Raw genomic sequence first — 12,841 nt, forward strand, 5'->3', positions numbered from 1 at the left:
AAATCAATATTTTATTTAAACTTAAAATAGTGAGATATGTATTATACATCTCACTATTTTTCTACTTTGCACATATAGTATCAATCATTTCTTTATATTCATTTTCATTATTTAAAAAATCAATATTTTTAAATTTTTTTCGCATCTTTTCTTTAATTTCCAATGAATAAGATATCGTATATGGAAGAAATCTCTCTATTTTTTTTATATATTCTATAGAAAAAAATTCAGCATTATAAGCTATAGAAAACAAAATCAACATTAAACAATCATTTTTTATCATGTCTGTTATAGCTTCATTTCTACTGTTAATTTTAAAGTTTTCTATTAATTCAATAGTAAAGTTTATTAACTTATTTGCAATTTCATCCAATAAACCCTTTTTTGACATCTCTGTCATAATAGTCTTATGATTACACTTTAAATCTTCTTTTATATCCTGTAAATCATCAGATATTTGTAATAAAAATCCATAACCAATACAAAACTTTACCTCTTCCTTTGTCATAAGCCCATTTATTAAATATCCATCTACTAAAACAGATGAACCTCCCTTTTCAACAGAAATAGATAATATTTCGTCTTTATGCAAATAAGTCTCCTTATCCTGCTGTTTTAAACTCTTTACTTGGCTTTCAAATATTAATAACAATGACTCATATATTTCTTTAAAATCTTCTCTAGGATAAACATCTTCAATATAATCTATCATCTGAGATACTTTACTTTCATGACAGTTATTAGGTTTAATTTTTTCTCCTAAGAGTCTTTTTTCTAACCAACGATTGAATAAGGCTTTATCCATTTCATTTGTCTTTGTATTATCTAAATAATTGTCTGTATATGGATATAGCATACTATATGCAAAACTTGCTTTTGAATAATAGACATCTTTTCCAAATAATAATTGCAGTGCATTTGAAATCCATACATTTCTCATGGCCTGCATAATATCTTCTATAAGTAAATCATCATCAAATCCTCTAGCATCTCTGATAAATTGTTTTGTTATTTCTAAGAATTTTTTTCTATCTTCTACATTCATTTTCTCTAATTTAAAAATATTCTCTTTTTCTAGTGTTTTTTGCAAAAAAGCTTCACCTTTTTTTATCCACATTTTTCTTAGAACAACATCACTTGGACACTTCTCTAAGTGAACTGATACTTTATCTATCAATTTATCTAATTCGTCTTCACACTTTTTTTGTGAATCTTCACTATATGTTTCTATTTCTTTACATAATTCGATACTTGAATTATTCCATATATCTTTACATTCGTCACAATAGCATTTAAATATATAATTTAATCTCATTTGACATCCCTACTTTCATGTCTAAACTATACCCTATATTATATCAGTACATATAACTAATATATAGTTAAAGTTATGATTGTGTATAATATTGCCATGAAAACTATTTATTTTTTTAACTTAGCCAAGGCTTCTGCAAATGGATTATTAAATACTTCTTGATTTTTATTTTGATTTTTTAGATATTGATTAACATCTTTCTTTGATGCTTTCTTTTTTTCTTCTTGTTTTCTTTTATTAAAAGAGGATAATTTTTCCCTGTACCCACAGCTACAAGTAAAAATTCTTCCTTCACCTTCACCACGAAGCTCTAATTTTTTATGACAATTAGGGCATCTTGAATTAGTTGTTTGTGATATGGTTTTTCTAGTATTACACTCTCTATCTTCACAAATTAACATTTTACCTTTCTTACCATTTACCTCTAGCATAAATTTGCCACATTCTGGACATCTATTTTTAGTTAAATTATCATGTTTAAATTTGCTATCACTACTTTTTACTTCTAATACAATAGCTTTTGAATAATCCTTCATATCATTTATAAATGTATTTTTATTAAGCTTCCCTTTTGAAATATCTAATAATTTCTTTTCCCACGATGCTGTAAGTTCTGGTGTCTTTAAGTCCACAGGAACTAAATCTAACAGTTGTTTTCCTTTTGATGTTATATATATATCTTTATTTTTCTTTTCCATCAAAAATGAATTGAATAATTTTTCTATTATATCTGCTCTAGTAGCAACTGTACCAAGTCCACTTTTCTCCATAGATGTTAAAAGTGTAGCCTCATTTAAGTATGGTGGTGGATTTGTCCTTCCTGAAGTCATCTTCAAGCTTTTAGTTTTAAGAATATCTTTTTCCAACACATTTGGAATGCTTTCATATTCATCTTCATCATCCATATCTTTATAGCTTTCTTTCCAACCTAGATTTATTACTTTATTGCCTTTGGCTTTAAATGTCTCGCCCTCTATAGTTGCACTTATAGTTGTCTGTTCATATTCAAATGGAGGACTTAATACTGCTAAAAACCTTTTTACGACAAGATTATATATTTTTCTTTCTTTATCTGTAAAATCACTCATAAACACTTTTTGCTCTGTTGGTATTATAGCATGATGGTCTGTTACTTTTGAATTATCAACAAAAGACTTATTAGATGTAATATTACTTTTTAATAACTTATTACAAATCTTCGAATAATCACTAACATTTACAGCTTTTATTCTATCTTTTAATGTTCCAACAATATCCGAAGTTAGATACCTAGAATCAGTTCTAGGATAAGTAAGTACCTTATGATGTTCATATAGTTTTTGCATTATAGATAATGTTTCTTTTGCCGAAAATCCAAACATTTTATTTGCATCTCTTTGTAATTCTGTTAAATCATAAAGTGCAGGTGAATATTTTTTCTTATATGATTTATTTACTTCAGATATTTTAACATCTAAATCTTTTACTTTTTTTAATACACCTTCCATCTTTTCTTTACTAAAAGTTGAGGAATTATTATTTTTATCATTCCAAATAAACTTTATATCTGAGCTACCCTTTGTTGCAATTATCTCCAATCCATAATATTCTTTAGGTTTAAAATTTCTTATTTCTTCTTCTCTTTTCAATATCATAGCAAGAGTAGGAGTTTGCACTCTTCCACAAGAAAGTTGTGCGTTATACTTTGTTGTTAAAGCTCTAGTTGCATTTATTCCAATAATCCAATCGGCTTCTGCTCGTGCTATTGCTGAATAGTACAAATTTTCATATTCTTTACCACTTTTTAGTTTTGCAAAACCTTCTTTTATTGCTTTATCTGTACTTGAAGAAATCCAAAGACGTTTTAAAGGTTTTTTTACTTGAGATTTCTCTATTATCCATCTTGCTACAAGTTCTCCTTCTCTCCCTGCATCTGTTGCTATAACTATTTCATCTATATCGTTTCTGTTCATTTGAGCCTTCACTGTATTAAACTGCTTTCCACTTTTTTTTATTACAACAGTCTTTAGATACTTAGGAAGTATTGGTAAATCTTCTAAATTCCATGATTTGTATCTTTCTCCATAACTTTCAGGGTCAGCAAGTGTAACCAAATGACCTAGTGCCCAGGTAACAATATACTTTGGTCCCTCTATATATCCATTTTTTTCATTTTTTGAACCCAAAACTTTTGCTATATCTCTTCCTACAGAAGGTTTTTCTGCTAGTACTAATATTTTTCCCATTTTAAAATACTTCCTTTCTCTTTCTTCAATCTTACACTACACTTAAAAGCTAAATAAATAGACTTTTTCTTAATATTGTAACTATAATATTACCATAATTAAATCAATTCTAATTAATTATTTAATATTTTCTTCTTTTTTTATCACAAACCTATATTTAATTTGATTTACATACCTACTATCCTATTTATTTTTACGTATATTATTTAAATTTGTAAGTTTATAATTCGTAATTAGACTTATATTTTTATATTTTTTTCCTGTTTTTAAATTTTTTAGTTGACAAAACACAAAACCTTATATTAATATTATTAATACAATAAGCTATGACAAATCAATATCCGGTTAAGATTTTATAGAAGAGTTGCCATATGGCACACCGAAGGAGTAACACTCTCAGGTACTTTTTTAAAGTAGGACTGTAAAATTTACGGAACTCTGGAGAGACCCATTATGGGCGCCGAAGGGGCAAGGCATTTGTGCTCAATCTCTCAGGCAAAAGGACAGGGATTATCTACCAAAACTAGTATTATTAATACTTTTATTTTGGTTGCTAATTAGTGTATATCCAGAGCTGAATCTATTTTAGATTTAGCTTTTTTTATTACACTAGAAATTATTAATAAATTATACTAATTTCCTGTCAATTACTTCATTAAAAATTCTATTGATTGTGTAAAGCAAAAAAATGAGGGAGTGTTTTTATGAATCTAATTGATATTTTAAACAAAGTTGATGCTTTTATTTGGGGACCGCCCCTGTTGGTACTACTAGTTGGTACTGGTATATTACTTACTGTTAAACTTGGCGTTGTGCAAATAACAAAACTTCCACGTGCTCTTAAGCTAATATTTGCTGCTGAAAATAAAGGTAGTGGTGATGTTTCAAGTTTTGCAGCTTTATGTACTGCATTGGCTGCTACAGTTGGTACTGGTAATATCGTTGGTGTTGCCACAGCTATTAAAGCTGGAGGACCTGGTGCACTTTTTTGGATGTGGATAGCTGCGTTCTTTGGGATGGCTACTAAATACTCAGAAGGTGTCCTTGCAATAAAATACAGAACTAAAGATAAAAATGGTCAAGTATCTGGTGGACCTATGTACTACATAGTAAATGGTATGGGAGAAAAATGGAGACCTCTTGCAATATTCTTTGCTATAAGTGGTATATTAGTTGCACTTTTAGGAATAGGTACTTTTACTCAAGTAAATTCAATAACAGACGCTATCAATAGTAGCTTTGGAGTAGACCCTAGAATTACAGGTGTTGTACTAGCAGTATTTGTAGCTTTAGTTGTATTTGGAGGTCTTAAGAGTATATCTAATGTTGCTACTAAGATAGTACCTTTTATGGCAGTTATCTATATTGTAATCTGTGGAATCATTTTAATATCTTATTGGAATAAAATACCTGAAACTTTTGTATTGATAATTAAAAGTGCGTTTACACCTACTGCTGCAACTGGTGGTTTTCTAGGTGCAACTATGTCACTAGCAATTAGAAATGGTATCGCCCGTGGTGTATTTTCAAATGAATCTGGTTTAGGTAGTGCTCCAATAGCAGCTGCTGCTGCTAAAACTGAGTGGCCAGCAGAGCAAGGGCTTATATCTATGACAGGAACTTTTATAGATACTATTATAATCTGTACACTTACTGGATTTTCTCTTGTTATATCAGGTGTTTGGTGTTCAGACTTAAATGGTGCTGTTATGACTCAAGCAGCTTTTAATGGTGCTATTCCTACATTTGGACCAATATTACTTACAGTTAGCTTAACATTATTTGCATTCACTACAATTTTGGGGTGGAGTTATTATGGAGAAAGATGTTTTGAATTCCTATTTGGCGTAAAAGGTATGAATGGATATAGAACTGTATTTGTAGCTATGGTATTATTAGGTGCATTCTTAAAGTTAGAAGTAGTTTGGATAATTGCTGATATTGTAAATGGACTTATGGCAATACCTAACTTAATAGCTTTACTTGCACTATCACCTATAATAGTATCTGAAACTAAAAAATACTTTGAATATATAAATTCTCCAGAAAATCAACTAAAAAGAAATGCATAAGTAGAAATATATAAATAAAAAATATACAACCCTAAACCAATATAAGAATCGATTTAGGGTTTTATATTTTTTTTGTTTTAAATGAATATATCAGATTAAATATATTTACTTAAGAAGTACTACACTATATAAAGAAGCTAATATCTATTATAGTTAATCTATTTAATTTAAATCATCCTAATTAAAATTTTATTTCATCTGGATATTTCCATGCTTTAAATTCATTAATATCTACTGCCTTAGGTTCTTTAAATTGATTTAATACTAAAGACCTATAGTATATTTCTGCTACTTCTTCTACATATCTCGATTTTAACAAAGCATCTTCAAGGTCATTACTTACAGTTGTCAATCCATGCCTTTCTAATAAACATGCATCTGTATCTAATAATAACTTTGAAACACTTTTGGCTAGTTCCAAAGTCCCTGGTCTTTCATATGGAGCTATGTCTACATAACCACCATAATTAACTGACTCATATACAATTGGTATAATTGGTTTATTTGCCACTGAAAATGCTGTTGCATAGAGAGAATGTGTATGCGATATAGCATTTACATTTGCTCTCACTTTGTATATTTCAATATGCATTAGCACCTCACTACTAGGTTTAATACCTTTCTCAGCTTCTATTACATTCCCATCCAAGTCTAATACACAAATGTGTTCTGTCTTCAATTCTTCTCTTCCTATACCTGAAGGTGTTATAAGTATATATCCGGTATCCTTATCTCTAATACTAAAATTACCAGCTTTTTCCTTACACAAACCATAATTTTCTGCTTTAATTGCTACTTCCACAATTTTAACTTTTAAAGATTCTAGCATAATTTACCTCCAGACAGTTATTTTTGACCGTAGTATGCATTTTTACCATGTTTTCTTGAAAAGTGCTTGTTCATAAGTACTCTATCCATAGTATTCTCAGGACTCATTAATTCTGTATAATATGCCATCTTTGCAACTTCTTCTAAAACCACTGCATTATGAACAGCCTCTTTTGCATTTTTACCCCAAGTAAAAGGACCATGGTCATTTACAATTACTCCTGGACAGTGTATTGGGTTTTTCCCCATAAATTCTTCAACAATTACATTACCAGTTTCTCTTTCATACTCACTACTTATTTCTTCTCGAGTCATTTTTCTAGTACATGGTATACTTCCATAAAAATAGTCTGCATGAGTAGTCCCACATGCTGGTATAGATTTACCTATTTGAGCCCAAGTTGTAGCCCAACTTGAATGTGTATGTACTATACCTCCTAATTCCTCAAACTCTTTATATAAAACTAGATGAGTTGGAGTGTCTGAAGAAGGTCTTAATCTACCATCTACTATATTCCCATCCAAATCAACTACTACCATATCTTCTACAGTCATCTTATCATACTCAACACCACTTGGTTTTATTACTACTAACCCTTTTTCTCTATCTATTCCACTTACATTTCCCCATGTATAAGTGATTAATCCTCTTTTAGGTAATTCCAAATTTGCTTTTAATACTTCTTCTTTTAGAGTCTCTAACATTCTGATTCCTCCTATATTTTTTTGATAAAATTTATTTTTAGTTTAATTTTATTATTGATTATATTTATTTAGAATGATTTTGCAGTACTAACTATATTTTCTACAGTCAATCCATAATAGTTTAATAGAGATTCTGGATTTCCTGATTGACCAAATTCATCATTTATACCTATCCTCTTTACTACAACAGGGTATTTCTCGCTTAAAACTTCTGTAACAGCAGAACCTAATCCACCTATTACACTGTGTTCCTCTACAGTTACCACCTTACCAGTATTTTTAGCTACCTCTACTATAAGTTCACTATCAATTGGTTTTATAGTTGATATATTAACTACCATAACTTCAAGTCCCTCTTTACTTAATAATTCAGCAGATTTAATAGCTTTTGAAACCATTATTCCAGTTGCAATTATAGCTACATCTGAACCTTGTCTAAGAATCTCGCCCTTTCCAATTTTGAAATTATAATCGTCATTATGTATATCTTCAGTAGTTGCTCTTCCAAGTCTTAGATATACAGGACCATTGTAATCTACAGCAGAAAATATAGCTTTCTTTGCTTCTATTCCATCAGCAGGATTTAATACAACCATATTTGGTATACCTCTCATTAAAGATATATCTTCTATAGCTTGATGGCTTCCTCCATCTTCTCCTACTGTTACTCCTGCATGAGTAGCTGCTATTTTAACATTTAAGTTTGGATATGCTACAGAGTTTCTTATTTGTTCATAAGCCCTTCCTGCTGCAAATATTGCAAAAGTACTTGCAAAAGGTATTTTCCCACAAGTAGCAAGACCTGCTGCTGTACCAATCATGTCACCTTCTGCTATCCCCATATCAAAAAATCTATCTGGAGCAACTTCTTTAAATGATATACTTTTTGTAGCTTTTCCTAAGTCTGCATCCAATACTACTATATCTTTATTTTCTGCAAGTTCTTTTAACACTTGTCCGTAAGCTTCTCTAGTTGCTATTCCCATTCCTATAGACCTCCTTCTAAATCTTTCAATGCTTGTTCTGCTTGTTCTGCATTTGGAGCTGTTCCATGCCATGCAGCATTATTTTCCATAAATGAAACACCTTTACCTTTTACAGTTTTAGCTATTATTACTGTTGGTTTTCCTGTAACTTTTTTAGCTTCATCTATTGCATTTCCTATTTCATCAAAACAATGTCCATTTATTACTATTACATTCCATCCAAAAGATTTAAATTTGTCATCTACTGGACTAACATTCATTACTTCTTCATTAGAACCATCTATTTGCAATCCATTTAAGTCAACAAATGCAATTAAATTATCTAATTTATAATGTGATGCTGTCATTGCAGCTTCCCATATTTGTCCTTCTTGAATCTCGCCATCTCCTAAAATAGTGTATACTTTATAGCTTTTATTATCTAATTTACCAGCTAATGCCATACCATTTGCAGCAGATAAACCTTGTCCAAGAGAACCAGTAGACATATCTATTCCTTCTACCTTTTTCATGTCTGGATGTCCTTGTAACTTAGAAGCAAATTTTCTTAAACTTATTAAATCCTTTTTTTCAAAATAACCTCTTTCTGCCAAAGTTGCATATAATGCTGGTGCAGAATGTCCTTTTGATAATACAAATCTATCTCTATTTTCATCATTAAATTTTATAGGGTCTATATTCATTTTTTCAAAATACAATACAGTTAAGATATCTACTATTGACAGTGAACCTCCTGGGTGTCCAGACTTCGCTTCTGTTATACTTTTTATAATACTTATTCTTATGTTTTTAGCTATTTGTTTTAATTTTTTATTCATTTTTATACCTCTTAAATTTTTATATTTCTACTAGGATTTTATTGAAATTTATTTCTCTATTTGCCATTTTACGCAGAAATTCTCCCACTTCATTAAGACCTATTTTATGTGAAATCATTGGTGTAAAAATAATATCTCCTTTTCCCATAAAATCTAATGTTGCGGTCCATGCTCTTCCAGGATAAGGACTTGTATATGAATTCCAAGAACCTTTCAAAGTAAGTTCTCCACGTAATATGCTCTCAGCAGCTTTTGCACTAAGTGGTAATTCTGTATGCGAAATACCTACAAATACTATAGTTCCTCTTTTTTTTGCTATAAGTAGAGATTGCTCTTGAGTAAACCTACTCCCAGCAGTCTCTATGACAATATCAGCACCACCATTAGTTATTTTTTTTATTTCTTCAATTGCATCTACTTCTTTTGAATTTACTGTATAGTTCGCTCCTAGACCTTTAGACAGTTCTAGCTTTTCATTAAAAATATCAACAGCTATAATTTTAGATGCTCCAAAAACCTTTGCCCATTGTAAAGCAAACTGACCTATTGGACCACACCCTAGTACAACTACACTATCTCCTACCTTAATATCTGCTTTTGCAATCCCATGATATGCTATAGTTGCTGGTTCAATTCCAGCAGCAGTTTCATAATCTAATGTATCTGGTAATTTTAAAACATGCTCTTCAGGAACTTTCACATATTCTGCTAAAGCTCCATTTACTCTTGTCCCAATTATATTGTAGTCATTACATAATCCAAAATTCCCCTCTTTACAATAACCACATTCTCCACAAGGAACTAATGGAGCAACAGCTACTCTATCTCCTACTTTAATACTCTTTACTTTTGACCCTACTTTAGCAACTTCACCAGAAAACTCATGTCCTAAGATTAATGGATATGCTGTACCTCCACTCAATCCACTAACCATAGACCTAGGTAAATCCGAACCACATATTCCAACATATTTAACATTTACAAGTACTTCTCCATCTGTTATTTCTGGTATATCAACCATTTCATATCTAACATCACCTATATCGTATAGTACTGATGCTCTCATCTTATTTGCCATATAAACCTCTCCCTTCATGCTATACACTTATATATAGCAATATTTATGCCATACAAAAAACAAATAATTCATATCTACAAATACCTTACATACAAAGCATTTTGACAGTGTATAATACATTTTATAAAATCAAATTACATTATTGTATAAATATAAAAAAATATGTTTTAAATAACAAAATAAAATTCATAAAATTAATAGTTGAGTACAATAAAACAGAATCCTAATATTTATCAAAATAAAAAGAAATCTACATTTCATTTATAGCTTTTCAGATAATCTCTGATACTCCTATAAAATCAATTATAGATTTCTTGATTCATTGTATTCTTATATTTAATAAACTTAAGCTATGCTACTACAGGTTCTTCTGCAACATTTTTAAGTGCTTGTTTTTCTAAATATTCAAGTATACTTGTTTTATTCTTTCTAAATAATGCCCATAAGACAAAGTAAATTCCAACTGCTAATCCTATATAAATTGTATTTGCACTTAAGAATGCAAAGAATACTAACCCCATCAAAGGTTTTCCTAGTATATTGAAACTTGTTATAAGCATAGCTCCAGCTGGTATAGCAACACCTACACTTGTAGCCATATCTGTAAATAATGGAGCCGTAGATGTACATATATATAATCCTAATCCAAACCATATTATACCTGAAACTATTACTTTTGGTATATTACCATTATGTACTGCAACTAAACCTTGTACCATATATGGAATTGCAAGTAAGTCTACAACTGGTAATACCTGATTCCCTGGAAGTATCATAGCTACTACAAGCATTATTGGAATTAAGATAAGACCTGATATTAAAGTTGCAGGTTCACCATATCCCACAGCATCATTTACTGCTATATACCACTCGCGATTTCCAGCTTTTTGCATAATCTTTCTAGCAGCTTCTGTTATAGGTGCAAATGCTTGAGCAAACATACTTGCTACTTTTGGGAATATTGCCATAACAGCACTTGTAGATATACCAACTTTCATTATTTCTCCCCAAGCTTCCATAGTAGTTATTCTAGTCATATTACCTAGTATACCAATAAACATACCCAAGAAAAGACCTAGAGTAATCGGCTCACCTAAAAATCCTAATTTCTTTTCTAATTCTTTAGGGTTTAACTTTATTTTATTTAGTCCAAGTTTGTTATATATAGGGTCTGCAAATACTGCAAAGACAGAAGCTTCAACATTGTGCATAGCTATTATTGTACAATTAGGATATCTATAATAACTAGACCATCTCTTTGCAACTAATTCTGATATTAATAAACTGTATAAGTTTAACAAGACCATACACCCTATACCTAAAGGGAAATTGCCTGTCACTCCTATTACCATTGCTCCCCAAACCATATAAGAATAATTATTCCATAAATCTGATGGTTGGAATACATCTGTCCACTTTACTAAAAATAAAATAGTTTGCAATAATATTCCAAGACCTAAGTATATCATACCTGCACTTGTTGAAAATGCAACTAATGATGTAGCTTGCCAACCAACATCAAACACAGGTAAATTTACTCCTGTACTATCTACCATTCTATTAATTACTGGTGTTATTATTGGTGTAAATGAATTTAATATTAACGTAAAACCTTGCAAAGCAACACCTGCATATACAGCTGAAAGAAACGATTTCTTAGTAGTCACTTTAAATATTTTTGCTATTATGAATATTATAATTGGAACTATAATTGCAGAACCAAATGTATCGATTATAGATTTCATAAATGTTAACATCTTTTACCCTCCTATTTCTAAACATTTATCAAATTAATTAAATATGTCTAAATAAATATCTTTTTGTTGTCATTTTTATTCTAATAAATTCTTAAATGATGCCACTTTAATTAAATTTATTTTGATAGTAGTTATTTGAATAATAGTTTATTATAGTATCTAAATTATTAATTTAAATACTATAAACACTATTTATTTAAACTATCAATAACCTTTAAAACTTCTTCAAAGAATGCATCTTCTCCTATACCAGTAAGACAAGCAAATGCATTTATAGTTGGTATTCCGTAATCACCTGATTGAAGTGGGCTTGTAAATGTTATAAAATCAAATCTTCCTGATTGTGCCAAATTTAATGCTTCTGTTGGTCTAGCCTCTGTTGTTGTAATAGATATACCCTTATCTCCTAATACTTCTTTTAATTTACCTGCCACCATTGATGATGTAACTGTTCCTGAACCACATACTGATAATACATTAAATTGTTTCATAATAATTTCCTCCTAATATTATATTTAAGTTTTATTTTATATAAATTAAATTGCTCAAAAGTTAATACTGCTTTTAAGTTTCTAATTTTCTATTATTTACTTCTAAAACATCTTTTCATTATATTTCTATAAAATTTAATAATTCAGCTACTTCTTCTTTTGTTGATGCATTTTTTATATCTCTCAACAGCTTTATATTCTGAAAAACTGACATTAAATCTTTTAATAATTTTACTTGAGAGTCTGGATTCTTTACTGCTAGTAAAAATACAAGCTCCACATCTAATTTATCTGTTGGGTCTATCATTGAATTAAATTTTACTGGATTTTTCAATATTCCTACAGCTACATTAGATTCATTTACATGTTGTGAGTCTGTATGTGGAATCGCAACACACATTTCTCCAATATTAAGCCCTGTAGGTAATGTTTTTTCTCTTTTCAAAACGGCATTTATATATGTATTTTTTACATATTTTTTTTGATACATTTTATTTCCTAATTCTCTGATAATACTTTCATAATCATTAGCTTCTAAGTCTAATGATATTAAATCTACATTCATT

General features: G+C 29.8%; 11 protein-coding genes and 1 riboswitch. Of the genes, 1 reads left to right on the forward strand and 10 read right to left on the reverse strand.

The window, feature by feature from the left end; all coding sequences use genetic code 11:
• Positions 1–61: 61 nt before the first annotated feature.
• The gene (locus IC218_RS06925) at positions 62–1,315 is read right to left on the reverse strand and encodes a flagellar protein FliS (protein ID WP_227824113.1); all 1,254 of its coding nucleotides are present in this window, start codon (positions 1,313–1,315) and stop codon (positions 62–64) included.
• 107 nt (positions 1,316–1,422) lie between these two features.
• Positions 1,423–3,540, reverse strand: coding sequence for a DNA topoisomerase III (locus tag IC218_RS06930; protein ID WP_227824114.1), 2,118 nt, complete (start codon positions 3,538–3,540; stop codon positions 1,423–1,425).
• A 428-nt stretch (positions 3,541–3,968) separates the two neighbouring features.
• A riboswitch (glycine riboswitch) is annotated at positions 3,969–4,057 on the forward strand.
• Positions 4,058–4,244: 187 nt separating this feature from the next.
• Between IC218_RS06930 and IC218_RS06935 the strand changes: the two genes are divergently transcribed.
• Positions 4,245–5,612, forward strand: a complete 1,368-nt coding sequence (locus IC218_RS06935) for an alanine/glycine:cation symporter family protein (RefSeq protein ID WP_227824115.1) — start codon at positions 4,245–4,247, stop codon at positions 5,610–5,612.
• Between the two features lie 181 nt (positions 5,613–5,793).
• Here the strand turns inward: IC218_RS06935 and IC218_RS06940 are convergent, their stop codons facing one another.
• The 8 genes from IC218_RS06940 to IC218_RS06975 all read right to left on the reverse strand — a co-directional run bounded on the left by IC218_RS06940 (position 5,794) and on the right by IC218_RS06975 (position 12,840).
• The gene (locus IC218_RS06940; protein ID WP_227437322.1) at positions 5,794–6,441 is read right to left on the reverse strand and encodes a class II aldolase/adducin family protein; all 648 of its coding nucleotides are present in this window, start codon (positions 6,439–6,441) and stop codon (positions 5,794–5,796) included.
• 17 nt (positions 6,442–6,458) lie between these two features.
• Positions 6,459–7,145 (reverse strand): L-ribulose-5-phosphate 4-epimerase, encoded by a 687-nt coding sequence (araD, locus tag IC218_RS06945; protein WP_227824116.1) that lies wholly within the window; start codon positions 7,143–7,145, stop codon positions 6,459–6,461.
• Between the two features lie 68 nt (positions 7,146–7,213).
• Entirely contained in the window at positions 7,214–8,131 is a 918-nt protein-coding gene (locus IC218_RS06950) for a transketolase family protein (protein WP_227824117.1), read from the reverse strand.
• Positions 8,132–8,133: 2 nt separating this feature from the next.
• Complete coding sequence (locus IC218_RS06955; protein ID WP_413927325.1) at positions 8,134–8,955, reverse strand: transketolase; 822 nt, start codon at positions 8,953–8,955, stop codon at positions 8,134–8,136.
• A 13-nt stretch (positions 8,956–8,968) separates the two neighbouring features.
• Positions 8,969–10,027 (reverse strand): galactitol-1-phosphate 5-dehydrogenase, encoded by a 1,059-nt coding sequence (locus tag IC218_RS06960; RefSeq protein ID WP_227824119.1) that lies wholly within the window; start codon positions 10,025–10,027, stop codon positions 8,969–8,971.
• Positions 10,028–10,377: 350 nt separating this feature from the next.
• Positions 10,378–11,784: a PTS galactitol transporter subunit IIC gene (locus IC218_RS06965; RefSeq protein WP_227824120.1), complete on the reverse strand. Its 1,407-nt coding sequence runs from the start codon at positions 11,782–11,784 to the stop codon at positions 10,378–10,380.
• A 188-nt stretch (positions 11,785–11,972) separates the two neighbouring features.
• On the reverse strand, positions 11,973–12,275 hold the full coding sequence (locus IC218_RS06970) for a PTS sugar transporter subunit IIB (RefSeq protein ID WP_227432742.1): 303 nt from the start codon (positions 12,273–12,275) through the stop codon (positions 11,973–11,975).
• A 118-nt stretch (positions 12,276–12,393) separates the two neighbouring features.
• On the reverse strand, positions 12,394–12,840 hold the full coding sequence (locus IC218_RS06975) for a PTS sugar transporter subunit IIA (RefSeq protein ID WP_227432741.1): 447 nt from the start codon (positions 12,838–12,840) through the stop codon (positions 12,394–12,396).
• Between the last annotated feature and the right edge of the window lies 1 nt (position 12,841).

This window comes from Clostridioides sp. ES-S-0005-03 (assembly GCF_020658455.1).
Lineage (GTDB): Bacteria > Bacillota > Clostridia > Peptostreptococcales > Peptostreptococcaceae > Clostridioides.